The following is a 24,945-nucleotide window of genomic DNA, read 5'->3' as shown; positions in this document are numbered from 1 at the left end:
CCTGCCCGGGTACGCGGGTGTCACCGTTGCCCACCGGGCGCGGATCCGGGCGGTGGCCGCTTGCTCGCGTATGCCGACGGTCCGGTGCCGGGCATCACCGTTGCCCACCAGGCGCGGATCGGGACGGTGGCCGCCTGCCCGCACACGCCGACGGCCCGGCGCCCCTCGCGGGGGTGCCGGGCCGTCGGACGGGTCGAGCCGGGTCAGGACTCCGTGGCCGGCTTGGCGGCGGCCGGCCGGGTGCGCCGGCGGCGCCGGGGAGCGCGCGTCGCGCCCTCGGCGTCCGGGGCGGCGGACTCGGGAGCGGCAGCGGCGACGGCCGCCTCGACCGGGGCGGTGGCGACCGCGGTCGCGGTGGCCGGGGCCGTGGCGGAGGTGGCGGTGGCGCCGGCGGCGGTGGAGCGGGTGCGGCGGCGGCGGCGCGGCGCGGCGGGTGCGGCCTCACCGTCGGCCGGGGCGACGGCCTGCGGCGCGCTGCCCTCGGCGGTGGCGACCGCGGCCTCGCCCTCGGTGACCGGCGCACCGTTGCGGGTGCGGCGGCGCTGGCGCGGGGTGCGGGTGCGCGGGGCGCGCTCCTCGGTGACCGCGGGAGCGGCGGCGGCACCGGCGGACTTGCGGCCGCGGCCGCCGGTCTCGCCGAGGTCCTCGACCGCCTCGGCGGCCAGGCCCGCACGGGTGCGGTCCGCGCGCGGCAGCACACCGGTGATGCCCTGCGGGATGTTCAGCAGCTCATAGAGGTGCTCGGAGGTGGAGTACGTCTCCTCCGGGTCGTTGAACGTCAGCTCCAGCGCCTTGTTGATCAGCTGCCAGCGCGGGATGTCGTCCCAGTCGACCAGGGTGACCGCGATACCGGAGTTGCCCGCCCGGCCGGTGCGGCCGACCCGGTGCAGGTACGTTTTCTCATCCTCCGGCGACTGGTAGTTGATGACGTGCGTGACGCCGTCGACGTCGATGCCGCGGGCGGCCACGTCGGTGCAGACCAGCACGTCGACCTTGCCGTTGCGGAACGCGCGCAGCGCCTGCTCGCGGGCGCCCTGGCCCAGGTCGCCGTGGACCGCGCCGGAGGCGAAGCCGCGCCGGGCCAGCTGGTCGGCGATGTCGGCGGCGGTGCGCTTGGTGCGGCAGAAGATCATCGCCAGCCCGCGGCCCTCGGCCTGCAGGATGCGCGCGACCAACTCCGGCTTGTCGAGCGAGTGCGCCCGGAAGACGTGCTGGGTGATGTTGGCCACCGTGACGCCCTCGTCGTCCGGCGCGGTGGCGCTGATGTGGGTGGGCTGCGACATGTAGCGGCGGGCCAGCGAGATGACCTGGCCGGGCATGGTCGCCGAGAACAGCATGGTCTGCCGCTTCTTCGGCAGCATGTCCATGATCTTCTCGACGTCCGGCAGGAAGCCCAGGTCGAGCATCTCGTCGGCCTCGTCGAGGACCAGGGCGCGTACCGAGGACAGGTCCAGCTTGCGCTGGCCGGCCAGGTCCAGCAGCCGGCCCGGGGTGCCGACGACCACGTCGACGCCCTTGCGCAGCGCCTCGACCTGCGGTTCGTAGGCCCGGCCGCCGTAGATCGCCAGGACCCGTACGTCGCGGACCTTGCCGGCGGTGAGCAGGTCGTTGGTGACCTGGGTGCACAGCTCGCGGGTGGGGACGACGACCAGGGCCTGCGGGCCGACGGTCAGCTTCTCGTCGGTGGCGCGGCCGGCCTCGACGTCGGCGCCGACGGTGACCAGCTCCAGCAGCGGCAGGCCGAAGCCCAGCGTCTTGCCGGTGCCGGTCTTCGCCTGGCCGATGACGTCGTTGCCCGCCATGGCGACCGGGAGGGTCATCTCCTGGATGGGGAACGGGGTGATGATGCCGACGGCCTCAAGGGCCTCGGCGGTCTCGGGAAGAATGCCGAGATCGCGGAAAGTCGTGGTGGACAGGATGCTTGCCTCTTCCGTGAGCGCGGCACTGTGCGGTGAGGGGGGTCGGGCATCCGAGAACGACGGAGGCTGACCGCGCCGTCCGGAGTCGTACGAACCGATTCCCCGGACTGTTGGGGCAGGGCCGGGACGGCCGTGAAGCGCGGGACCGCGGCCCTCACGCGTGCCGCGAGCGGGGCCACCACCCACGGGGACGTGGGCGGGACAGTCTGGTCGGAGCCGATCGGGCCACCGACCGGGCATCCGTATTCGTGAACGAGTCCGCCGATAATCGACGGGCTCCCCTACCACTGTACCCCGGATGCGCCCAGCCGTGAGGAACCGGTGGATTCGAATTCGGCAAAACGTTCGCAGCGCCCGGTACGCGGCGGCCCGCTCCCGGGGTGCGGACCGGCGTACGCGAACGGCCGGAGCGGGGCCGTCCGTGGTCGCGCCCGGCCGGCGGCCGACTATTGTGCCGAGCATGCAGACGCCTGACGACAGCACCGCGCCCGCTTCGGCGAAGACCCCCCGGCGGGACGAGACGCCGGCCCCGACCGGCATCGCCGCGCAGAACTGGATCACCGCCGAACGGCAGCCGCAGTACCGGGCCGCCGTCATCGACCTGCTCGGCGCGCTGGCCTACGGCGAACTCGCCGCGTTCGAACGGCTCGCGGAGGACGCCAAGCTCGCCCCCACCCTGGGCGACAAGGCGGAACTGGCGAAGATGGCGTCGTCGGAATTCGGCCACTTCGAACGCCTGCGCGACCGGCTGGCCGAGGTCGGCGAGGAGCCCACCGGCGCCATGGAGCCGTTCGCCGCCGCGCTGGACGGCTTCCACAAGCAGACCGCGCCGTCCGACTGGCTGGAGGGCCTGGTCAAGGCATACGTCGGCGACTCCATCGCCAGCGACTTCTACCGCGAGGTCGCCGCCCGCCTCGACACCGACACCCGTGCCCTGGTGCTCGCCGTGCTGGACGACACCGGGCACGCGACGTTCGCGGTGGGCAAGGTGCGCGCCGCCATCGAGAAGGACCCGCGGGTCGGCGGCCGGCTGGCGCTGTGGGCCCGCCGCCTGATGGGCGAGGCGCTCTCCCAGGCGCAGCGCGTGGTGGCCGACCGTGACGCGCTGTCGACCATGCTGGTCGGCGGGGTGGCCGACGGGTTCGACCTGGCCGAGGTCGGCCGGATGTTCACCAGGATCACCGAGGCGCACACCAAGCGGATGTCCGCGCTGGGCCTGGCTTCCTGACGGTCGCAGTTCCCCCGGCGCCGGGCCGGCGTGCCGTCCGGGTGCCGTCCGCAGGCCTCAGCGTGCCGCTGGCGTCCGGTTCCGCGTGCCGTCGGCGCCGGTCGGCGTCCGGTGCCCGTGTGCTGTGGGCGTCCGGTCCGCGTTCCGCCTGCGCCCGGTCCGCGTGCCGCCGCCGTCCGGTGCCGCGTGCCGTCCGGCGACATCGCTCCGGCGGGGTCGTGTCAGGCGGTGCGCGGTCCCCGGGTCGTGCGGTGCCGCGGCGCCGGGGCGCGCAGCAGCAGCGACAGGCCGGCGACCGCGACCAGCAGCGCGGCCAGCGCCGGGGCCGCGGGATGGCCGCCGCCCATCACCCACCGGGTGATGATGCCGCCGACCAGCGCGCCCACCAGGCCGCCGACCGCGGCGAGCCTGGGCGCGGGGAAGTGGTGGGGGAACAGGCGCAGCGCCGCCACGACGACGGCGACACCGATCACCGCGCTTTCGAGTATGGCCACGATCATGGCGCCCCTCCCGCTGTCGTCCCGCCGGCCCGCCCCGGACGGACGGACTCCGGTCCGTCACTCCCGGTGAACCGGACGATTCATCAACTACCCCGCGGTACGGGCCCGGCAAACGGAAAGCGGCCGCCCGGTGTGACCCGGGGCGGCCGCTTTCCGTTCGCCGGCGCGCTCACGCGCGGCGCATCACGGCGCGCCGAAGCCCACCTTGTGCTTCGACGGCTCACCGATCTCCACGTAGGCCAGCCGGTCCGCGGGGACCAGGACCTTGCGGCCGCGGGCGTCGTTGAGGCTCAGCAGCTTCTCCGCGCCGGTGAGGGCGGCGGAAACGGCCTTCTGGATCTCCTCGGTCGACTGCTCGCTCTCGATGACGATCTCGCGCGGCGCGTGTTGCACGCCGATCTTGACCTCCACGGCACTTCCCTCCGAAGCTCAGGCGTCCTACGGCGCCAACAGTAGCGTTTGCGCGCCGCCACCGGTGCCCGGCCGGGCAGGACGTCGGCGGTGGCCGGCCGGCGTCGCCGCCGGCCGGTGTCAGTGGGCCTCGCCGTCACCGTGCATCGGGAAGCCGGCGATGCCCCGCCAGGCCAGCGCGGTCAGCAGCCCGACCGCCTGGTCGCGGCTGACCCGCTTGCCGGTGGACAGCCAGTAGCGGGCCACCACCTGGGAGACGCCGCCGAGGCCGACCGCCAGCAGCATGGACTGCTCCCGGGCCAGGCCGGTGTCCTCGACGATGACCTCGCAGATCTCCTCGGCGCACTGGAGAGCCACCTTGTCGACCCGCTCGCGTACCGCGGGTTCGTTGGTCAGGTCGGACTCGAAGACCAGGCGGAACGCGCCGCCCTCGTCCTCGACGTAGGCGAAGTAGGCGTGCATCGTCGCCTCGACGCGCTGCTTGTTGTCCGTGGTGGACGCCAGCGCCGTGCGTACCGCCTGGAGCAGCAGTTCGCAGTGCTGGTCCAGCAGCGCCAGGTAAAGCTCCAGCTTGCCGGGGAAGTGCTGGTAGAGCACGGGCTTGCTGACCCCGGCCCGTTCCGCGATGTCGTCCATCGCCGCCGCGTGGTAACCCTGGGCGACGAACACCTCCTGGGCCGCCCCCAGCAGTTGGTTGCGTCGGGCCCGGCGGGGCAGACGCGTCCCGCGCGGGCGCGCCTCGGTCTGCTCCATGGCTGTCACGCCGCCTCCCAATCGTGCTCTGGCGTGTTGCGAAATTCCGGTCCGCCGCGAGTCGTTGTGCCGCGTTCGCCATCGTACGTTTGGGTAACGTCACGATGCGCCGCGCGGGCGCAGAATCTCATGACCTGAACGTGCCGCGCGCCCGGGTTCGTGCCCGTTCGGTGCTGGAATGTCAGCGATAGTCGTCATCGTCCACGGGAACCGCGCGGCGCTGGTCGATCGCGTCCGCCCGGTCGGCCTCGTCCGGCGGGGGGTCCGCCGCCCCGTCGTCGATGCCGTCCGCCATGTCGTCGTCGCTGCCGTTCCCGGTGCCGGTCCCGTCGTCGCCGGCCGCCGGCCGCCGCTGTTCCGCGGCGTCCGCCGGGTCTGCCTCGCGCTCTTCCAGCGGCTCGTCGGACATGCCGTCTCCCTTCGCCTGCCGGTTGCCGTGCACCATCGAGCGTAGGCGGCCGCGGGACCGGACGCGCGGGCTCGGGCCGCGCGCCAGGGCATCGCCCGGATCGACTCGTACTATCGGACCATGTCCTCGACAGAGTCGACCGAACCCTCCTCGGCCCCGGTGGCCGGCGCTCCGGCATCCGTTCCGCCCGCCGGACCGCCGCCCGCGGACAGCGACCGCGAGACGGTCACGACGGTCACCCTGACGGGGTGCTCGCTGGTCGTGCGTTCCCGCCGCCCGGAGCGCGAGGGTCTGCGCCCGGCGGTGTTCGTGCACGGTCTCGGCGGCTCCTCGCAGAACTGGTCGGCGCTGATGGACCGGCTCGTGGACCTGGTCGACGGCCAGGCGGTCGACCTGCCCGGTTTCGGCTTCTCCCCGCCCCCGGACGACGGCGACTACTCGGTCAACGGCCACGCCCGCGCCGTCGTGCGGCTGCTGGAGGCCCGCGGCGCCGGGCCGGTCGACCTGTTCGGCAACTCCCTCGGCGGCGCGGTCGCCACCCGGATCGCCGCGGTGCGCCCGGACCTGGTGCGCACCTTGACGCTGATCTCGCCCGCGCTGCCCGAGATCCGCCCGCAGCGCACCGCCTGGCCGACCGCGCTGGCCTCGGTGCCGGGGCTGCCGCAGCTGTACATGCGGGCCACCCGCGACTGGAGCCCGCGCCGCCGCACCGAGGCGCTGATCTCGCTGTGCTTCGGCGACCCGGCCAACTTCGGCGAGGCGGAGTTCGAGGCGGCCACCCGTGAGTACGAACGGCGGATGGAACTGCCGTACTTCTGGGACGCGATGATCCGCTCGACCCGCGGCATCGTCGACGCGTACACCCTCGGCGGCCCGCACTCGCTGTGGCGGCAGGCCCGCAAGGTGCTGGCGCCGACGCTGCTGGTCTACGGCGGCCGTGACCGGCTGGTCGCCTTCCGGATGGCCCACCGCGCGGCGAAGGCGTTCCCCGACTCGCGACTGGTGACCGTGCCGGAGGGCGGCCACGTCACCATGATGGAACACCCGGCCATCGTCGAGCAGGCGTTCCGCGACCTCGTGGCCTCCACCGAGGGGCGCTGACGGGTCGCCGGCGGGGCGCCGAGGCCGGCTCCTACGGGTTTCTGAGGCCGCTGAGGGGCCGTTGACGGATCGCTGAGGCCGCTCACGGGTGGCCGGCCGCTTGTCGGGCCGGTCGGCGCCGGGGGCGGTGTCCGCTCCCGGATCGCCGGCGCCCGCCGTCCGCCGCCGAGGCCCGCCGCCGCACCGGTGACGAGTGGCGGCGGACCGTTCCCGCAGGTCCGGGCCGCTGCGGCGGCTCGCGCAACGCGCGGTGGCGGTGAAAGTTACGGCCGTTCACCCCTTCTGATGGCGCGGCGGACAACCGTCCGCCGCGCCACCGTCATGTCGGCATAGCGTCGGCGCATCGTCTTCTCCCAGCTCTGAGGGGGTGCTTGATGCGCATCGCGCTGCTCACTGAGGGTGGCTATCCGTACCCGTCGGGTGACGGATGGGTCTGGTGCGACCGCCTCGTACGCGGGCTGGCCGACCAGGAACTCGACGTGTACGCCCGGACCCGCGCCGCCGGCCGGCCACCGCACCGGCTGCCGCTGCCCGGCCAGGTGCGCCGGGTCGCCGAACTCCCGCTGGACGGCCCCCCGCCGGCCGGCCCCGGCCCCCGGGGCCGTGCCGCCCGCCGCCGGTTCCGCGACGCCTACCGCGAGCTGGCCGGCGCACTGGCCGACGCCGGCAACGGCACGCCGCACCCGGACGCCGACGGGGGGAGCGCTGCGGAGAGCACCACTGCGGGGAGCGCGACCGGCTCCGGGGCGGGGGGCGCGGTCCTGAGGGACCCGGTGAAGGACCGTTTCGCCGACGGGCTGTACGCCCTGGCCGACCTGGCCCGTGAGTACGGCGGACTCGGCGCCGCGCCGCTCGGCCAGAGCGCGATGCGCGCCCTGGAGGACGCCTGCCGCGCCCCCGGCGCCGCCCGCCCGGTCGCCGCCCCGCGCCCCCGCGACCTGCTGGCCGCCGCCGAGTTCCTGGAACGCGCGCTGCGCCCGCTGTCCGCGCCCTGGTACGGCGCCGACGCGCTCGGCGGGGCCGACCTGTGCCACGCCGCGTCCGGCGGCCCGGCCGCGCTGCCCGGCGTGCTGGCCGCCCGCTGGTGCGGCACCCCGCTGCTGGTCACCGAGTACGCCGTCCGGCTGCGCGAGCACTACCTGCGCGGCGACGGCGGCCGCCCGGCGCCGGCGGTACGGGCGCTGTCCGGCGCGTTCCACCGCCTGCTGGCCGGCGAGGTCTACCGGCACGCGGACGCCCTGACCGCGGGCAACGCGCACGTCCGCCGCTGGCAGGAGCACTGCGGCGCCGACCGCGCCCGGATCACCACCGTCCACCCCGGCATGAACGCCGCCGCGCTGACGGCCGTCGGCGAGGCGTCCGAGGCCGCCGCGCCCGATCCGGACGACACCACGCTGGTGTGGGTCGGCCGGATCGGGCCCGCCAAGGACCTCGTCGCCCTGCTGCACGCCTTCGCCGAGATACGCGGGGCACTCCCGGCGGCCCGCCTGCGGATCATCGCCGACGGCCCGGCCGACCCCGGCTACCTCGCGCAGTGCCGGGCGCTGGCCGCCCAGCTCTTCCCCGACGAGGCCGCCGACACCGTCACGGCCGGCGAGAGCCCGGTGGCCTTCGAGGAGGTCGGCTCGCCCTACGTGCCCACGCCGGCCGACGCCTACGCGGCCGGCGGCGTCGTGGTGCTCTCCAGCGCGGTCGAGGGCTTCCCCGGCACCCTCGTCGAGGCCATGTTCTGCGGCCGGCCCACCGTCTCCACCGACGTCGGCGCGGTCCGCGAGGTGATCGGCGGCACCGGCCTGGTCGTCCCGGCGCGCAACCCCCACGCGCTCGCCGAGGCGTGCGGTGCGCTGCTGCGCGACCCGGTGCGCCGCTCCCTGCTGGGCGCCGCCGCCCGGGCCCGCGCCCTGGAGCTGTTCACCGTCGAGCGGAACGTCGCCGCCTTCCGCGCGCTGTACCTCGACCTCGTCGCCCACCGCCCCGCCCGCCCCGCCGCCGTGCCCTTCACCCACCCCGCCGAGGCGCACGTCCCCGGCCACTGGACCGCACCGGCCCCCACCGGCCCCGGGTGGGCCGCGTCGGCAACCGTGACGACGGCCGCGATCACGGCGACCGACCCCGGAACGCCGGCACCGGCCGCGCTCCCCGCCGCACCGGTCCCGACCGCCTCCGCGCGCCCCCTCCCCGCCCCGACCGCCCCCGCCCCCGCGGACCGCCGACCGGTCGGGCCCGGCGGAGTCGGCACGGTCGGCGGGTTCGGCCTGGTCGGCGACACCGGTGCCCGCGGCGTGGTCGGCGGAGTCCGCCCGGACGCCCGGTGAACGCCCGCACCGGTGCCCGGCGCACCGCGTCCGCCTCCCGGCGTACCGCCTCCCGCCCCGCCCCCCGGCGCACCCCGTCCCGTACTCACCCAGGAGGACCCCGATGACCCAGACGCGCAGTGGCAGACCCGGCGGCGCACCCGAGGCCGGTGCCGGGGCCGGGCGGCTCCGTGGGCCGGTGGACCCGGTGCTCGCGCTGATACACCGCCACTACGACCTGTGCGCCCGGGCCGTCGACCCGCTGGAGATCGCGGCCGGCCTGGAGGCGCACGGCATCACCGACCGGATCGCCGCCCGGTTCCGGCACCGGGACGTCTTCACCCTCGCCGAGGAGCTGTACGCCCGCGTCCCGCGCGACCACGCCCCGGACTGCCCCGAGCGGGACGGCACCGGGGTCTGCCCCGAGCAGCCGATGGGCCGGCGGGCGGTCGCGCTGCACCTGCTGCCCGGCGTGGTCTGCGGCGCCGGGGTGGCCGTCTCCCGGCTGACGCCCGCGGGGGTCGCGCCGGTCACCGGCGGCGTGGCGCTGGCGGCGGTCGCGCTCGCCGCCCGGACCGCGGCGCGTTCGGGACCGCTGCGCGCGTCCGGCGCCCGGGGCAGCACGCTGTGGACCTGCTGGCTGCTGGCCTTCGCGCTGTACGGGCCGTACGCGCTCCAGGCGCTGCTGGGCGACGGTTCGGCCCGGCCGCGCGGGCTGCTCGATCCGGTCTCGGCCGCCGGGTTCCTGGCCCGCGCCCTCGCGCTGCTGCCGGCCGCGTGGTGCGCGCGCCGGTTCGCCCGCGGCGCGCGCGGCCGGCTGGCCGACTCGCACGGCCTCGCCGGGTTCCGCGCCGGGGTGCGCCCGCTGCTGGTGGCGGCCCTGGGGCTGTTCACGGTGGCGCTGCTGGCGCTGGTCGGCGCGGCGTACGCCCTGCTGGGGCACCGCGTGGACGGCGTCGACCTGGTCGGGCTGACCGGTGCCGCCGCGCTCGGCGTGCTGCTGTTCACCGCCCAGCTGCTGGCGGTGCACGGCTTCGCGCCGGCCGCCGCCTGGGGCCTGGGCACCGTGTGCGCGGCGCAGGCGGCCGGGCTGGCCGCGGCGGCGTGCGCCGGGGCCACCTCACCGCTGCGTGCCCTGGTCACGGTCGGCGGGCCGGGCGTGGTCCAGGCGGCGGTCTGCGGTGCCGGGGCGCTGGCGCTCGCGCTGTACGCCCTGCCGGCGCTCGGCCGGGCCGCCGCCCACGGCGGTGACCGCCCCGCCGCCCCGCCGCCGTACGACGCGGCGTACGCCGCCGCCCTGTTCGGCGGACCGCCTTCCCACACCCCGACGGCGCCCGCCCGGTGACCCCGGCCGGTCCGCCGTCCGGCACCGAGACCGCCGCGCCCGCCGGCCGAGCCGTCCGGCGGGCCGGAGACATATCCCTCAGGAGAGACACGTGAACTTCCCCTCCCGACCGCTACCGGACACCCGGGCCAGCCGTGGCGGCGCCCGATGAGAGTGCTGCTGCTGGGCGCCGACGGGTTCCTCGGCCGGCACGTCGCCGAACGGCTGCTGGCCGACCCGGCCGTGCAGCTGACCGCGCTGGGCCGCCGCGACGACGCCGACGTGCGGTTCGACCTGGCCGACGGCAGCCCGGGAGCGCTGGCCCGCTTCCTGGACGCCGTCCACCCCGGGGTCGTCGTCAACTGCGCCGGCACCACCCGGGGCGGCGCCCGCGACCTGGTCCGGCACAACACCGTGGCCGTCGCCACCGTCTGCGAGGCGCTGCGCCGCAGCCGCTGCGGCGCCCGGCTGGTCCACCTCGGCTGTTCGGCGGAGTACGGCCCGAGCCCGGTCGGCTCCTCCACCGGTGAGGACGCGGTGCCGCGGCCCGGCGGACCGTACGGCGTCAGCAAGCTGGCGGCCGGCGAGCTCGTGCTGGGCTCCGACCTGGACGCCATCGTGCTGCGGGTCTTCTCCCCGGTCGGCCCCGGCACCCCCACCGCCTCGCCGCTGGGCCGGCTGGCGGAGGCGCTGCGCCGGGTGATGCAGAACGGCGACCCGGAGCTGAAGCTCGGCGGGCTGACGGCGCAGCGGGACTTCGTCGACGTGCGCGACGTGGCCCGCGCGGTGCACGCCGCGTCGCTGTCGGCGGCGCAGGGCGTGGTCAACATCGGCACCGGCCGGGCGGTGCGGCTCAAGGACGTCGTCGCCACCCTGGCCCGCGCGGCCGGGTTCGACGGCAGCCTGCACGAGCTGGAGGACCCGGTCGCCGTGCCGCCGTACCCGGACGGCTGCGGGGTGTGGCAGCAGGCCGACGTGCGCACCGCGCGCGACCGGCTCGGCTGGCGGCCGCGGATCGCGCTGGAGGAGTCGCTGGCCGACATCTGGATGGAGGCGGCGTGCCGGGTGTGAGCGGGCCCGCGCGGCAGGCGGCGGCGCTCGGCGGCCTGGGGGTGCCCGCCTACGCCGACCCGCTGACGGCCCCGGACGAGTGGGCCGAACTCGCCCGCCCCGGCACGCCGTTGCACTGGGTGGTGCTCAACGTCTCCGGCAGCCCCGGCACCCGGGCCGACCCGGGGTACGCGCACGCCGCGGGCCGGTTGCGGGAGGCCGGAGTGCGGGTGCTGGGCCGGCTGGACATGGCGTACGGCGCCCGGACCCTCGGCGAGCTGATCGGCGACGCGCAGCACTACCTGGACTGGTACCGGGTGGACGGCTTCTACCTGGACCGGGCCCCGGCGGATCGTGCACTGCTGGCCGCCTGCCGCCGGGTGACCGGCACCCTGGGCGAGCTGTCCGGCGCCGGCGACGGCCGGGGCGGGGACCGGCACCTGGTGCTGGGCCACGGCACCCATCCGCACCCCGGGTACGCCGAGGCCGCCGACCAGCTGGTGACGTTCAACGGCCGCTGGAGCGACTACCGCTGGTCGGAGACGCCGCAGTGGACGGCCGACTGCCCGCCGGAGAAGTTCTGCCACCTCGTCCACGGGGTGCCGCGCCCGCATCTTGAGACGGCCCTGCGGATAGCCCGCTGGCAGGGCGCCGGATCGGTCTTCGTCACCGACCGGGACGGCATCGCCGGCACCGATCCGTTCGAGGGGCTGCCGACGTACTGGCGCGATCTGGCGTCCATCCTGCGGGACCGCCCCTGGCTGGCGTGACCCCGCGCCGTACGGCTGCGGCCCCCGGCCGGCCCGGCGGGACCGGCATCCGGTCGGCGGCGTCTCGCCCAGCGGAACGGGTGTCTTGGAATGACCGGGGGCGTGGCAGTGTTACGGGAAGGAACCACACCGTACTGAGACGACCAACGGAGTCCCCGTGTCGCTGCCACCCCTGGTCGAGCCGGCCGACGAACTCACCGTCGACGAGGTCCGCCGGTACTCCCGTCACCTGATCATCCCGGACGTCGGGATGGACGGACAAAAGCGCCTGAAGAACGCCAAGGTGCTGTGCGTCGGGGCCGGCGGCCTCGGCTCCCCGGCCCTGATGTACCTGGCCGCCGCCGGTGTCGGCACCCTCGGCATCGTCGAGTTCGACGAGGTCGACGAGTCCAACCTCCAGCGCCAGATCATCCACAGCCAGGCCGACATCGGCCGTCCCAAGGCGGAGTCCGCGCGCGACACCGTCAAGGGCATCAACCCGTACGTGAACGTCATCCTCCACCAGGAGCGGCTCGAGGCCGACAACGTGCTGGAGATCTTCGCCCAGTACGACCTGATCGTGGACGGCACCGACAACTTCGCCACCCGGTACCTGGTCAACGACGCGTGCGTGCTGCTGAACAAGCCGTACGTGTGGGGCTCGATCTACCGGTTCGACGGCCAGGCGTCGGTCTTCTGGAGCGAGCACGGCCCCTGCTACCGCTGCCTCTACCCCGAGCCCCCGCCCCCCGGCATGGTGCCGTCCTGCGCCGAGGGCGGCGTGCTGGGCGTGCTGTGCGCGTCCATCGGCTCGATCCAGGTCACCGAGGCGATCAAGGTGCTCACCGGAATCGGTGAACCGCTGGTCGGCCGGCTGATGATCTACGACGCCCTGGAGATGCAGTACCGCCAGGTCAAGGTCCGCAAGGACCCCGAGTGCGCGGTCTGCGGCAAGAACCCGACCGTCACCGAGCTGATCGACTACGAGGCGTTCTGCGGCGTCGTCAGCGAGGAGGCCCAGGAGGCGGCCGCCGGGTCCACCATCACCCCCCGGCAGCTCAAGGACTGGATCGACGCCGGCGAGAACATCGAGATCATCGACGTCCGCGAGCCGAACGAGTACGAGATCGTCTCGATCCCCGGCGCCAGGCTGATCCCGAAGAACGAGTTCCTGATGGGCACCGCGCTTCAGGACCTGCCGCAGGACAAGCGCATCGTGCTGCACTGCAAGACCGGGGTGCGTTCCGCCGAGGTGCTCGCCGTGCTGAAGAACGCCGGCTTCTCCGACGCGGTCCACGTCGGCGGCGGCGTCATCGGCTGGGTCAACACCATCGAGCCCGACAAGCCGGTCTACTGATCCGACAGTCTGATCAGTCCGACCATGCGGTTGTAGGACCGACGCCCGGTGTCCGGGCCGTACGGCAGCCGTACCCGAGGCCGTTCCGCATCCCCGTCGCGGAACGGCCTCGGGCATGCGGGGACATCGGTACCCGTACCGCGGGTACCAGGATCGTGGGGTATACGGCACGGCGATACGTACGGGCGGCATCCGCCGGTACACATGGGGTCCGCCGGTACGTGCGGCATCCACCGGTACACATGGCGTCCGCCGGTACGCACGCCACCGTGGGCCGTCCCGCACCGGCCGTCCCGCACAGGCCGTCCCGCACAGGCCGTCCCGCACAGGCCGTCCCGCACGGGCCACGGCACCGCCGACCGGTCCGGTCCTCCGCTACAGCTCGCCCCTGCGGGTCAGGTGCGTGAAGCACAGCCAGCCGGGCAGCACCGGCAGCCAGAACGTCGCCAGCCGGAAGAGCAGCACCGCCGAGACCGCCTCGGCGCCGCCCATCCCCGCGATGGTCAGCGCCCCGGACAGCGCGGCCTCGATCGCGCCCACCCCGCCGGGCGACGGCACCGCCGACCCCGCCGCGTTCGCCACCAGGAAGACCACCGCCACGCTCGCGTAGCTCATCGAGTTGAACCCGAAGGCGCGCACCGAGGCGTCCAGGCAGGCCACGTTGACCAGCGTCAGCAGCAGCACGCCGCCGGCGCCGGTGATCAGCTTGCGCGGCCGCTGGAGCATGTCCAGCATGCGCGGCACCACCCCGGCGAACAGCGAACGCACCCGCGAGGAGACGAACTTGCGCAGCGGCGGCACCGCGGTGACCACCAGCACCAGCACCGCCGCGGTCAGCAGGCCGGCGATCACCGTCCGCGACGGCGACAGCGACGGCGCGTGCTGGGTGCCGGTCAGATAACCGAACATGGCCAGCAGCAGGATGTGCCCGCCCAGCGACGCCAGCTGCGCCGCGCCCACGCTCGCCACCGCCAGGCCCGGCCGCACCCCGTTGCGTTGCAGGAAACGGGTGTTGAGCGCCACCCCGCCGACCGCCGCGGGCGCCACCAGCTTCACGAAGTTGCCGGCCACCTGCGCCAGCACGGTCCGCCCGAACGGCACCTTCTCCGGCACGAAGCCCAGCAGGCTCATGGTGGCCGGCACGTAGGTGGCCGCCGACAGCAGCAGCGCCGCCACCACCCACGCCCAGTTCGCGTCGCCGATCACCTGGTTCCACTTCAGCGACGTCAGCTGCGACAGCAGGAAGTACGCGGCGATCGCACCGGCGATGTAACTCACCAGGGTGCGGGCCTTGAACCGCTCCAGGCGCACCGGCTGCACCGGCGCCTGCGGGCGGATCTGCAACACCTGCTGCCGTATCTGCGACAGCAGGTCCTCCTCGCGGGCGGCCTCCAGCGCGTCCTCCATGGCGCGCTTCTCCGCCTCCTTCTCCGCCTTCAGCTGTGCCTTGGCCACCTTGTGGTCCGCCGACAGCTCCTGCGGGTCGACGGTCCGCCGGATCCGGGTGGCCTCGATCACCGCCGACCGCTCCCGGTTGGACCGCGCCTTCGCCAGCTGCCGCAGCGTCGCGCGGGTCGACCGGTCCAGCGCGATCGGCTGGAGCAGCGGCAGGCTGTCGGCCACCGCGTCCGGGCCCAGCACCCGCACCGCCGACGACACCGCCCGCTCCGGGCCGACCCGCAGCGCGAACGTCGTCATCAGCTGGGCGACGTCCATCCGCAGCACGATGTCGCCGGCCGCGATCTCACCGCTGCGCAGGTCCGTCACGTACAGCGTGCCGTCCCGGTCGACCAGCAGCGACTCGCCGACCAGCCGCCGGTGTGCGATCCGGCGGGACTGCAGGGACCGCACCTGCTGCCAGGCCCGGTCCATCACCTCACCGGTGATCTCCTCGTCCTCCAGGCCGTCCAGCGACCGGCCGTCGATGTGCTCGTAGACCAGCATCACCGCGTCCGGGCCCAGTTCGGAGGTGGCGATGAGCTTCGGCGCGTGCGCCCCGGCCGAGATCGCCGCGTACGCCAGCAGCGCCTCCTGCTCCAGCGCCTGCCGCAGCGACTGGAGGCTGCGCCGCTCGGTGACGCCGCGCAACTGAAGCCGCCGCCAGAACCGGTAGAAGAAACCGTGCGCCTGCTGCTCGCGGTCGACCACCGTGATGTCCAGCGGCGGCCCGTCGGTCAGCGTCACCAGATAGCGCCGGCCGCGCTCGGAGTCCGCGGTGTCCGGCGCGTCGTCGAACCGCTGGGCGGTCACCGGCGAGAACCCGACCCGGCGCAGCCCGGCCAGCAGCGTCTGCCCGGTCGGCCGTACGTTGGGCGACCCGACCGCGTAGACCGTCGCGTACGCCACCGTCCAGCCGATCAGCAGCGTCACCACGATGGAGAACGGCGTGGTGTAGCCGCCGACCAGCACCGCGAACGCGTCCAGCAGCAGCACGCACCACAGCGCCACCCGCCAGCGCGGCCGGCGCGACATGCCCACCGCCGTCATGTACGCGATCACCGGAGCGAGATAGCCGTGCACCGGGTCGGTGATACCGCCGCTGGGCGCGGTCGTGGTCAGCGCGTCGCGGATCGTGCCGGGCGCGGCGTCGGTCACCCACAGGTCGGTCGCGAGCGACAGCCCGTGCGCCAGCACCGCGGCCAGCACACCGTCGGCGACCCGCAGCCCGTCCCGCTTGATCAGCCGCTCGACGGCGAACGCCACCGGCACGATCAGCACCGCCACGCTCGCGGTGAACCCGGCGAACGTGATCAGGAAGTCCGGCGCGCCCTGCGTGCCGCGCGCGATGTCCTGCTCGACGCCGTTGGTGGTGCCGTGCGCGAACATCGCGATCGCCAGCACCACCACCAGCCCCAGCACCCCGGTCAGGAACCGCAGCAGGTCCGCCGGCCGGTGCACCCGCGCCGCCAGCAGCGGCTCGTCGCCGGCCACCTCCTCGGTGTGCTCGATACCCGGCTCCACGGCCGGGTGCGCCCCGGACGGCGGCCGCGACACCGCGGCCGCGTCCCGCACGACCTTCGCCACGGCGGAGTCCCCTCCGGGAGGGTGCGGCGTGTCGTCGTCCCGCGGGGCCGGGGTGTGCGGGGTACTGGAGTCGCCGTCGGGCTCGGGGGTCGGCTTCGGCTCTGCCTCGGGCTCGGGGGTCGGTCCGGGTCCGGGTTCCGGCTTCGGCTCGGGCTCGTGGGATTGCGTCACCCCGGGCTCGGGCTCCGGCTCGGACTTCGGCTCGGGTCGGGACGCCGACTCCGGCTCGGGTCTGCCGGACGGGGGGAGGCCGCCGTGCGCCGGTCTGCCGGACGCGGACGTGTCGCCGGACCCGGACGTGTCGCCCGAAGCGGAGGTGTCATCGGGCGCGGAGGACTCGCCGGGCGCGGACGGGTCGCCGGGCGCGGGGGACTCGCCCGGCGTCACGGCGTCGTCGGACGGCATGACGTCAGGCTTCGGGGTGGCCGGGGCCGGGGTCCCGGCGGGCGGGGCGCCGGACGGCCGGGCGGCCGGGGGAGGGGTGGCGTCGGGCGGCGGATTGGGGCGGTCGGGCGCGCCGCTGGGGCGCTCGTCGTCCGCCGAGCCGTGGGCGCGTAGCACCGGAGTCGTCCCCTCCGGGCCGGACGCGGGCAGCCCCGCGGAGGACGGGAGCACCCGAGGTGGTTCCGCGTCCTGGCCTCCGGCCATCGCATGTTGATCTCGTATCACCAGTCACCGTTTCGCACGATGGTGGCATGGACCGGCTACCGATGAGGGCACCGGACCGCATTTCGTGGCGGTGGTCACCGTGCCGCGTTGTCGTAGGCGTGCGGCAGGATGGGGAAGCGGTACCGATGCGTGAAGGAGGGCTGAGCGATGCGTGACGAGCCGGGGCGGAACGGGCCCGTCGAGCTGCCGCCTTACGCGGACCGGGTGCTGGAGGTCGCCGAGGGCATTCCACCGGGCCGGGTGATGACCTACGGCGACGTCGCCGAATGGCTGGAGGAGGGCGGCCCGCGGCAGGTCGGCCGGGTGATGACCCTGTACGGCGGCGGTGTGCCGTGGTGGCGGGTGGTCCGCGCGGACGGCACCCTGCTCACCGGCCACGAACTGCGGGCGCTCGCCCACTACCGCCGCGAGGGCACCCCGCTGCGGGCGGCGGGCCGCTCCGCCGAGGGGCACATACCGCGCATTGACATGCCCCGTGCCCGCTGGGACGGCACGCACGGCTGACGACCGGCTGTTCACAGCTCCAAGCTTCCGCCATCCGGGGCCCCGGCGGGCGCCGCGCCGCGCGGACGGTTCGGCGCGGCCCGGTCCGGGGGGTACGCGGCGGCCGCAGCGCGGTGGCGTAGCGTCGGCGTCCCGGCCGCGCCCGCCCGCGTCCGCGACACCGGCCGCGCCGGGCACCGGGGCCGCGACCGGCCCGCCGGCGCCGCCCGCACCAGCACCCGCACGCAACCGGAACCGGAACCGCCGATCCACGTGACCCCCTCCGTACCGACTGTCCCGTCCGTACCGTCCGTCCCGTCGGTGCGCCACCGGCCGGCCACCGCGCCGGCCGGGTACCGGCTGCTCCTCGACCTCCCCGCCGTGCCGCCGCCCCCCTCACTGGACGCCGGACAGCGCGCGGTGGTTGAGCACCGCACCGGACCGCTGCTGGTGCTGGCCGGGCCCGGCACCGGCAAGACCACCACCCTGGTCGAGGCCGTCGTGGACCGGGTGGCCCGCGGCGCCGACCCCGAACGCCTGCTGGTCCTCACCGACCGGCGGGCCGCCGCCGCGACCCTGCGCGACCGGCTTGCCGCCCGCCTCGGCGGCCGCACCGCCCCGCGGCCCACCACCTTCCACTCGCTGTCCTACGCCCTGGTCCGCGCCGAACAGGACCCGGACGCCTTCGCGCACCCGCTGCGCCTGCTGTCCGGGCCGGAGCAGGACCTCACCGTCCGCGAACTGCTGGCCGGTGAGGCCGAACTCGCCCGGTCCGGGCGGGCGTCGGTGCGCTGGCCGAAGGACCTGCGGGCCGCGCTGACCACCCGCGGCTTCGCCGACGAGGTCCGCGCGGTGCTGGCCCGCACCCGGGAACTGGGCCTGGGCCCCGGTGAGCTGGCCGCGTTCGCCGACCGCACCGGGCGCCCCGACTGGGCGGCGGCGGCCGGCTTCCTCGCCGAGTACCTCGACGTCCTCGGCCTCCAGGGCGCGGTCGACTACGCGGAACTCGTGCGCCGCGCGGTGGCCCCGGCCCGCGACCGGGCCGGCGACTGGGACGCGGTGTTCGTCGACGAGATCCAGGACACCGACCCCGCCCAGGTCCGGCTGCTGCGTGCGATCGCCGGCGGCGGCCGCACGCTGGTCGCCTTCGGCGACCCCGACCAGTCGATCTACGCCTTCCGCGGCGCCGACGTCGGCGGCGTGCTGGACTTCCCCGGCCTGTTCCCGGCCGCCGACGGCTCCGCGGCGCCGGTCACCGCGCTGACCACCTCCTACCGGGCCGGCCCGGGGATGCTCGCCGCCACCCGCCGGATCGCCGGCCGCATGCCGCTGACCCGGCTGCCTGCCCGGGTGATCCGCGCGCACCGCGAACCCGTCCCGTCCGCCGGCGCCGCCGCCCGGCCCGCCCGGGTGGAGGTGCTGACGTTCCCCACGGCCGGCTCCGAGACCGACAACGTCGCCGACCTGCTGCGCCGCGCCCACCTGGAGGACGACGTCCCGTGGGCGGACATGGCGGTGCTGGTCAGGGCAGGCGCCCGCTCGCTGCCGGTACTGCGCCGCGCGCTGACCTCGGCCGGCGTCCCGGTGGAGATCGACGGCGACGACCTGCCGCTCCGCGAGGAACCCGCCGTAGCCCCCCTGCTGCTCGCCCTGCGCGTCGCCGCCCGCGCCGCCCTGCATACCGCCGGCCCGACCACGGTCCCCCCGGCCCGCACGGCGGGGGAGGAGGGGGTGGGGGACGGGGTGCCCGCCGCTGCGGAGGGCGGGGAGGAGGCCGGTCCCGATGACGCGGGGCTTGATGGCGTACGGCCTGACGGCGCGGGTGTTGAAGGCGTACGGCCTGAAGACGCCACCCCCGAGGGAGCGGGTCGTGAAGGCGCCGACCCGCATCCCGCGGGGGCTGAACGCGCCGGCTCCCCGGACGTGCGGGCTGAAGAGGCTGGCCCGCTGGACGTGGAGGCTGAAGGCGTCGGCTCCCCGGACGTCATGACGGAAGCCGCCAACCCCGAAGACGCGCACGCCCAAGCGGTCGCCGCGGAAACCGCCTCCCCCGATGCCCCGCACGCCCGAGCGGCCACCCCTGAAGACCCCACCCCCGAAGACGCGCACCCCCAACCCCCCTCCCCCCTCACCGTTCCGGACTGGTTGCCCGTGGAGGACGCGTTGACGCTGCTCGCGTCGCCGCTGGGCGGGATGGACGCGGCGGATCTGCGGCGGCTCGGGCGGGCGTTGCGGGAGGAGGAGCGGGCCGGGGGGCGGGCGGTGCCGTCGCCGTCGGACCGGCTGATCACCGCCGCGCTGGCCGCGCCGGAGCGCCTGATCGCGCATGACGACGCGTACGCCCGCGGTGCCCGGCGGCTGGGGGAGCTGCTGCGGGCCGCCCGCACGGTGCTGGCGGCCGGCGGGACGGCGGAGGCGGCGCTGTGGGAGCTGTGGAGCGGCACGCCGTGGCCCGCCCGGCTGGAACGCCTCGCCGCCCGCGGGGGCGCCGCGGCTCGCAACGCCGACCGGGACCTGGACGCGGCCTGCGCGCTGTTCGAGACCGCGGCCCGCGCCGAGCAGCGCACCGGAGGCCGCGGCGCGCTGAACTTCCTGGAGGAGCTGGACGCCCAGGACATCGCGGCCGACGTGCTGACCCGCCGTGCGGTGCGGCCGGACGCGGTGCTGCTGACCACCGCGCACCGCAGCAAGGGCCGGCAGTGGCGGATGGTGGTGGTCGCCGGGGTCCAGGACGGGCTGTGGCCGGACCTGCGGCGGCGCGGGTCGCTGCTGGAGGCGGACCGGATCGGCCGCGACGGGCTGGCCGAACCGCTGCCGCCCGGCGCGCTGCTGGCCGAGGAGCGCCGGCTGTTCTACGTCGCGGTCACCCGGGCGTCGGAACGCCTGGTGGTCACCGCCGTCAAGGGCCCGGCGGACGACGGCGACCAGCCGTCGCGTTTCCTGGCCGAACTCGGCGTCGAGCCGCGCGACGTCACCGCCCGGCCGCGCCGCCCGCTGGCGGTGGCCGCGCTCGTCGCGGAACTGCGGGCCACCACGGTCGACCCGGCCGTCTCCCCGGCGCTGCGCCGGGCCGCCGCCGCCCGGCTGGCCCGGCTGGCCGCGCTGACCGACGACGAGGGGTACGCCCTCGTGCCGGCCGCGCATCCGCAGCGCTGGTGGGGGCTGCGCGAACCGACGCACGCCGAGAGCCCGTTGCGCGACCCCGCCCAGCCGGTGGCGTTGTCCGGCAGCGCGCTGGGGCAGCTGGTCGACGACTGTTCGCTGCGCTGGTTCCTGGGCCGGGAGGTGAAGGCGGACGACCCGTCGACCGCGGCGCAGGGCTTCGGCAACGTGGTGCACGTGCTCGCCGACGAGGTCGCCTCGCGCCGCACCCCGGCCCGGCTGGACGTGCTGATGGAGCGACTGGACTCGGTCTGGGACGCGCTGGCCTTCGACGCGCCGTGGAAGTCGAAGCAGGAGCGCGAGCAGGCCCGCGTCGTCCTGGAGCGCTTCCTGCACTGGCACGTCATGGAACGCGGCCGTGAACCGGTCGCCTCCGAGCGGGAGTTCGACGTCACGCTGGAGGCCGGCCCGTACCAGGTGCGGGTGCGCGGCAGCATGGACCTGGTCGAACGCGACGCCGAGGGCCGGGTCTACGTCGTCGACTTCAAGACCGGCAAACGGGCCCCGACCGCCGCCGAGGTCGAACGCCATCCTCAACTCGCCGTCTACCAGCTCGCGTTGCGCGACCTGGACGCGGTGGTGCCGGGCGGCGCCGAACTCGTCCACCTGCGGCAGGCCGCGCCGAAGAAGGAGGGCGGCGACGCGCTGCCCAGAACGCAGGCCCAGCCGCCGATCGACACCGCCGCCGACGACTGGCCGACGACCCTGCTGGCCACCGCGGCCGCCACCGTGCTGGAGGAACGCTTCACCCCCTCCCCGGGCCGTTCCTGCGACAACTGCGCTTTCCACGCCTCGTGCAGCGCCCGCCCGGAGGGCCGCCAGGTGGTGGAGTGAGGCCGGCCCGGGGCGACGGACCGGCGGGGCGGCGGAGCAACGGGGTGGCGGGCGGTGTCCGACCCGGCGGTTAGCCTCTCGGAGTGCCGTCACCTCTCACCGACCCCGAGCAGCTCAAGACGCTGCTGGGCATCCCGTTCACCCCCGAGCAGATGGCCTGCGTGACGGCACCGCTGGAACCCGGGGTCATCGTGGCCGGGGCCGGCTCGGGCAAGACCACGGTGATGGCCGCCCGCGTCGTCTGGCTGGCCGGCACCGGACAGGTCGCCCCGGACCGTGTGCTGGGCCTGACGTTCACCAACAAGGCGGCCGGCGAACTGGCCGAACGCGTCCGCACCGCGCTGGTGCGGGCCGGCGTCACCGACCCCGACCCCGACACGCCCGACGGGGCCGGCGGCGAACCGCGGGTGTCGACCTACCACGCGTTCGCCGGGCAGCTGCTGAAGGACCACGGCCTGCGCATCGGCCTGGAACCCGGCTCCCGGCTGCTCGCCGACGCCACCCGCTTCCAGCTCGCCGCCCGGGTCCTGGCCGCCGCCCCCGGCCCCTACCCGCACCTGACCAAGAGCCTGCCCACCCTCGCCGCCGACCTGCTCGCGCTCGACGGCGAACTGTCCGAACACCTCGTCCCCCCCGACGCCGTGCGCGAGTACGACGCGGCGCTCACCGCCGAACTCGACCGCCTCGACCCGGCCCGGCGCGGCTACGCCTGGCTGCGCGACGTCGCGCCCGCCGTGCGCGGCCGGCAGGACCTCGCCGCCCTCGTCACCGCCTACCGCGCCGAGAAGCACCGCCGCGACCTGCTCGACTTCGGCGACCAGATCGCGCTGTCCGCCCGGCTGGCCGGCACCCGCCCCGAGGTCGGCACGCTGCTGCGCGAGGAGTTCGGGGTCGTCCTGCTCGACGAGTACCAGGACACCTCCGTCGCCCAGCGGTTGCTGCTGGCAGCCCTGTTCGGCGCCGGCACCGGCCACCCGGTCACCGCCGTCGGCGACCCCTGCCAGGCCATCTACGGCTGGCGCGGCGCCTCGGTCGCCAACCTCGACGACTTCCCCGAGCACTTCCCGCGCCGCGACGGCACCCCGGCCCGCCGCTACAGCCTCAGCGAGAACCGCCGCAGCGGCGGCCGGCTGCTCGACTTCGCCAACGCGCTGGCCGCACCGCTGCGCCGGCGGCACGAGGGCGTCGAGGCGCTGCGGCCCGCGCCCGGCGCCGAACACGACGGCCTGGTGCGCTGCGCCCTGCTGCCCACCCGGGCCGACGAGATCGGCTGGCTGGCCGACTCCGTCCGCCACCTCACCGCCACCGGCACCCCGCCCGGCGAGATCGCGGTGCTGTGCCGCACCGGCGGCCAGTTCGCCGACATCCACGCCGCGCTGGTCGCCCGCGACGTGCCCGTCGAGGTCGTCGGGCTCTCCGGGCTGCTGCACCTGCCCGAGGTCGCCGACCTCGTCGCCACCTGCGAGGTCCTGCACGACCCCACCGCCAACGCCGGCCTGGTCCGGCTGCTGACCGGCCCGCGCTGGCGGATCGGCCCCCGCGACCTGGCCCTCCTCGGCCGCCGCGCCCGCCTCCTGGTGCGCCACGGCCCCGGCGGCGCCGACGCCGCCGACGTCCGGGAAGCGCTGGCCCGCGCCGTCGAGGGCACCGACCCGGCCGAGGTCGTCTCGCTCGCCGACGCGCTGGAGACCTTCACCGGCCCGGCCGGCCACGACGACGGCCTGCCGTTCTCCGCCGAGGCCCGGCACCGGTTCGCCGCCCTCGCCACCGAGATACGCGACCTGCGCCGGTCGCTCGCCGACCCGCTGATGGACGTACTGCACCGGGTCCTGGCGGTCACCGGCCTGGAGGTCGAACTGGCCGCCTCCCCGCAGGCGCTGGCCGCCCGGCGCCGCGAGACCCTGCGCTCCTTCCTCGACGTCGCCGCCGGCTTCGCCTCCCTCGACGGCGAGGCGAGCCTGCTGGCGTTCCTGGCCTTCCTGCGCGCCGCCGCCCGGCACGAGAAGGGCCTCGACAGCTCGCTGCCCGGCGGCGAGAACACCGTCAAGGTCCTGACCGCCCACAAGTCCAAGGGCCTGGAGTGGGACGTCGTCGTCGTCCCCGGCCTGGTCCGCGAGGCGTTCCCCAGCGCCAAGGTCCGCGAACTGTGGCCCTGGCACGCCCAGGTCCTGCCGCACGCGCTGCGCGGCGACACCGCCACGCTGCCCGACGTCGCGGAGTGGACCAAGAAGGGCGTCGACGGCTTCCGCGCGCAGATGCGCGAGCACAACGCCACCGAGGAACTGCGGCTCGGCTACGTCACGTTCACCCGCCCGCGCTCCCTGCTGCTGGCCAGCGGCCACTGGTGGGGGCCCACCCAGAAGACCCCGCGCGGCCCGTCCGCGTTCCTCGACCGGCTGCGCGAGCACTGCGAGGCCGGGTACGGCGAGGTCGAGCACTGGGCCGAACCGCCCGCCGAGCAGGAGACGAACCCGGCCCTGGACACCGCCGGCGACCACACCTGGCCGCTGCCGCTCGACCCGGTCGCGCTGCGCCGCCGCCGCGCCGCCGCCGACGCCGTGCTCGGCCTGCTCGACCCGCCGGACCACGCCGACGCCGGGCCGCCCGCCGACCCCGGACTGACCCCGGAGGAGAGCCGGCTCGCCGCCTCCTGGGACCGGGACCTCGACGCGCTGGCCGGCGAACTGCGGCTGGCGCGCCGCACGGTCCGGCACGTCCCGCTGCCCGCCTCGCTGACCGCGACCCAGCTGATGCGGCTGGCCGCCGACCCCGCCGAGTTCGCCCGCGAGCTGGCCCGGCCCGTCCCCCGGCCCCCGCAGCCCGCCGCCCGGCGCGGCACCCGCTTCCACGCCTGGGTGCAGTCCCGGTTCGAGGAGGTCCCGCTGCTCGGCCTGGACGAACTGCCCGGCATCGAGCCCGACCCCGGCGCCGCCATCGACGACGAGGAGGACCTCGCCGCCCTCAAGGAGGCGTTCCTGCGCACCCCCTACGCCCACCTCACGCCGTACCGCGTCGAGGTCCCGGTCCAGCTCCGGCTCGCCGGACGCGTGGTGCGCGGACGCATCGACGCGGTCTACCGCACCGGCCCGGACGGCACGGGCGCCGGCGGCTACGAGATCGTCGACTGGAAGACCCACCGCGCCCCGGTCGCCGACCCGCTCCAGCTCGCCGTCTACCGCCTCGCCTGGGCCGAACGCGCCGGCGTCCCCCTCGACCGCGTCACCGCCGCCTTCGTCTACATCCGCACCGGCCGCGTCGTACACCCCGCCGCCCTCCCCGACCGCCCGGCCCTGGAACGACTGCTGTCGGAGGGATGACCGCTGTCGGGGGCGGCTTCTTGTCGGGGGGATGACCGCTGTCGGGGGAACGGTTCTTGTCGGGGGAGCGGCTGCTGTCGGGGGACGACCGCTGTCGGCGGAAGCGGGGACGGCGCCCGCCCGTGAGGCGTGGGGGATCTCTCTGGGGATGTCCGCATCTCCGCCGGTCCGCGCCGCCGCCTTTCGGCGCCTCCGGCGGTCCGCCGGTCTCCGCCGGTCCGCGCCTCCGCCTTGACGCGTATCCGCCGGTCCGCCCGTCAGGGGCGCCGCCTGCCGCACGGCACGGGCGCAGTCGCCTCCCCGAGCCGGCGCCCCGCCGCCGTCCCGCCCCCGCCGCCGTCCCACCCCGTCGGCACCCGGT

16 protein-coding genes are annotated in these 24,945 nt (G+C 75.8%); 10 read left to right on the top strand and 6 right to left on the bottom strand.

The window, feature by feature from the left end; translation table 11 throughout:
• Window positions 1-203: 203 nt before the first annotated feature.
• Window positions 204-1,820, bottom strand: a complete 1,617-nt coding sequence (locus POF43_RS14325) for a DEAD/DEAH box helicase (protein WP_271323530.1) — start codon at window positions 1,818-1,820, stop codon at window positions 204-206.
• Between the two features lie 559 nt (window positions 1,821-2,379).
• Here POF43_RS14325 and POF43_RS14320 point away from each other — a divergent pair.
• Window positions 2,380-3,147 carry a ferritin-like fold-containing protein gene (locus POF43_RS14320; protein ID WP_271323529.1) on the top strand — a complete coding sequence of 256 codons (768 nt, stop codon included), beginning with the start codon at window positions 2,380-2,382 and terminating at the stop codon, window positions 3,145-3,147.
• A 221-nt stretch (window positions 3,148-3,368) separates the two neighbouring features.
• Here POF43_RS14320 and POF43_RS14315 read toward each other — a convergent pair whose 3' ends face one another.
• From POF43_RS14315 to POF43_RS14300, 4 genes are all read right to left on the bottom strand, one after another.
• Complete coding sequence (locus POF43_RS14315) at window positions 3,369-3,647, bottom strand: hypothetical protein (protein WP_271315038.1); 279 nt, start codon at window positions 3,645-3,647, stop codon at window positions 3,369-3,371.
• 183 nt (window positions 3,648-3,830) lie between these two features.
• Window positions 3,831-4,058: a DUF3107 domain-containing protein gene (locus POF43_RS14310; RefSeq protein WP_271315039.1), complete on the bottom strand. Its 228-nt coding sequence runs from the start codon at window positions 4,056-4,058 to the stop codon at window positions 3,831-3,833.
• Between the two features lie 120 nt (window positions 4,059-4,178).
• Window positions 4,179-4,820 carry a TetR/AcrR family transcriptional regulator gene (locus POF43_RS14305; protein WP_271315040.1) on the bottom strand — a complete coding sequence of 214 codons (642 nt, stop codon included), beginning with the start codon at window positions 4,818-4,820 and terminating at the stop codon, window positions 4,179-4,181.
• Window positions 4,821-4,992: 172 nt separating this feature from the next.
• Window positions 4,993-5,220 (bottom strand): Rv3202a family protein, encoded by a 228-nt coding sequence (locus POF43_RS14300; RefSeq protein ID WP_271323528.1) that lies wholly within the window; start codon window positions 5,218-5,220, stop codon window positions 4,993-4,995.
• Window positions 5,221-5,340: 120 nt separating this feature from the next.
• Here POF43_RS14300 and POF43_RS14295 point away from each other — a divergent pair, with 120 nt between their 5' ends.
• The 6 genes from POF43_RS14295 to moeZ all read left to right on the top strand — a co-directional run bounded on the left by POF43_RS14295 (window position 5,341) and on the right by moeZ (window position 13,095).
• Window positions 5,341-6,321 carry an alpha/beta fold hydrolase gene (locus POF43_RS14295; RefSeq protein ID WP_271315042.1) on the top strand — a complete coding sequence of 327 codons (981 nt, stop codon included), beginning with the start codon at window positions 5,341-5,343 and terminating at the stop codon, window positions 6,319-6,321.
• A gap of 374 nt (window positions 6,322-6,695) precedes the next feature.
• Window positions 6,696-8,636 (top strand): glycosyltransferase, encoded by a 1,941-nt coding sequence (locus tag POF43_RS14290; protein ID WP_282704581.1) that lies wholly within the window; start codon window positions 6,696-6,698, stop codon window positions 8,634-8,636.
• A gap of 103 nt (window positions 8,637-8,739) precedes the next feature.
• Entirely contained in the window at window positions 8,740-9,960 is a 1,221-nt protein-coding gene (locus POF43_RS14285) for a hypothetical protein (RefSeq protein WP_271324404.1), read from the top strand.
• Window positions 9,961-10,107: 147 nt separating this feature from the next.
• Complete coding sequence (locus tag POF43_RS14280) at window positions 10,108-11,010, top strand: NAD-dependent epimerase/dehydratase family protein (protein WP_271316336.1); 903 nt, start codon at window positions 10,108-10,110, stop codon at window positions 11,008-11,010.
• Window positions 10,998-11,759 (top strand): spherulation-specific family 4 protein, encoded by a 762-nt coding sequence (locus tag POF43_RS14275; protein ID WP_271324403.1) that lies wholly within the window; start codon window positions 10,998-11,000, stop codon window positions 11,757-11,759. Before POF43_RS14280 ends, POF43_RS14275 begins: the two co-directional genes overlap by 13 nt.
• A gap of 157 nt (window positions 11,760-11,916) precedes the next feature.
• Entirely contained in the window at window positions 11,917-13,095 is a 1,179-nt protein-coding gene (gene moeZ, locus POF43_RS14270; RefSeq protein WP_271316334.1) for an adenylyltransferase/sulfurtransferase MoeZ, read from the top strand.
• A gap of 375 nt (window positions 13,096-13,470) precedes the next feature.
• Here moeZ and POF43_RS14265 read toward each other — a convergent pair whose 3' ends face one another.
• On the bottom strand, window positions 13,471-16,524 hold the full coding sequence (locus POF43_RS14265; RefSeq protein ID WP_372516009.1) for a lysylphosphatidylglycerol synthase domain-containing protein: 3,054 nt from the start codon (window positions 16,522-16,524) through the stop codon (window positions 13,471-13,473).
• Between the two features lie 411 nt (window positions 16,525-16,935).
• Between POF43_RS14265 and POF43_RS14260 the strand changes: the two genes are divergently transcribed.
• The 3 genes from POF43_RS14260 to POF43_RS14250 all read left to right on the top strand — a co-directional run bounded on the left by POF43_RS14260 (window position 16,936) and on the right by POF43_RS14250 (window position 24,584).
• Complete coding sequence (locus POF43_RS14260; protein ID WP_271318370.1) at window positions 16,936-17,292, top strand: MGMT family protein; 357 nt, start codon at window positions 16,936-16,938, stop codon at window positions 17,290-17,292.
• Between the two features lie 300 nt (window positions 17,293-17,592).
• The gene (locus POF43_RS14255; protein ID WP_372516003.1) at window positions 17,593-21,267 is read left to right on the top strand and encodes a UvrD-helicase domain-containing protein; all 3,675 of its coding nucleotides are present in this window, start codon (window positions 17,593-17,595) and stop codon (window positions 21,265-21,267) included.
• Between the two features lie 83 nt (window positions 21,268-21,350).
• Window positions 21,351-24,584, top strand: a complete 3,234-nt coding sequence (locus POF43_RS14250) for an ATP-dependent helicase (protein ID WP_282704580.1) — start codon at window positions 21,351-21,353, stop codon at window positions 24,582-24,584.
• Window positions 24,585-24,945 lie beyond the last annotated feature (361 nt).

The organism is Streptantibioticus silvisoli (assembly GCF_027947535.2).
Classification (GTDB): domain Bacteria; phylum Actinomycetota; class Actinomycetes; order Streptomycetales; family Streptomycetaceae; genus Streptantibioticus_C; species Streptantibioticus_C silvisoli.
The sequence above is the reverse complement of the archived record's forward strand: the minus strand, read 5'-3'. Positions and strand labels throughout refer to the sequence as shown.

Excerpts from the sequence above, each read along its gene's own strand:
- POF43_RS14325 (WP_271323530.1), bottom strand. The coding sequence starts at position 1,820 with ATGACCCTCCCGGTCGCCATGGCGGGCAACGACGTCATCGGCCAGGCG.
- POF43_RS14320 (WP_271323529.1), top strand. The coding sequence starts at position 2,380 with ATGCAGACGCCTGACGACAGCACCGCGCCCGCTTCGGCGAAGACCCCC.
- POF43_RS14315 (WP_271315038.1), bottom strand. The coding sequence starts at position 3,647 with ATGATCGTGGCCATACTCGAAAGCGCGGTGATCGGTGTCGCCGTCGTC.
- POF43_RS14300 (WP_271323528.1), bottom strand. The coding sequence starts at position 5,220 with ATGTCCGACGAGCCGCTGGAAGAGCGCGAGGCAGACCCGGCGGACGCC.
- POF43_RS14295 (WP_271315042.1), top strand. The coding sequence starts at position 5,341 with ATGTCCTCGACAGAGTCGACCGAACCCTCCTCGGCCCCGGTGGCCGGC.
- POF43_RS14290 (WP_282704581.1), top strand. The coding sequence starts at position 6,696 with ATGCGCATCGCGCTGCTCACTGAGGGTGGCTATCCGTACCCGTCGGGT.
- POF43_RS14285 (WP_271324404.1), top strand. The coding sequence starts at position 8,740 with ATGACCCAGACGCGCAGTGGCAGACCCGGCGGCGCACCCGAGGCCGGT.
- POF43_RS14280 (WP_271316336.1), top strand. The coding sequence starts at position 10,108 with ATGAGAGTGCTGCTGCTGGGCGCCGACGGGTTCCTCGGCCGGCACGTC.
- POF43_RS14265 (WP_372516009.1), bottom strand. The coding sequence starts at position 16,524 with ATGCCGTCCGACGACGCCGTGACGCCGGGCGAGTCCCCCGCGCCCGGC.
- POF43_RS14260 (WP_271318370.1), top strand. The coding sequence starts at position 16,936 with ATGCGTGACGAGCCGGGGCGGAACGGGCCCGTCGAGCTGCCGCCTTAC.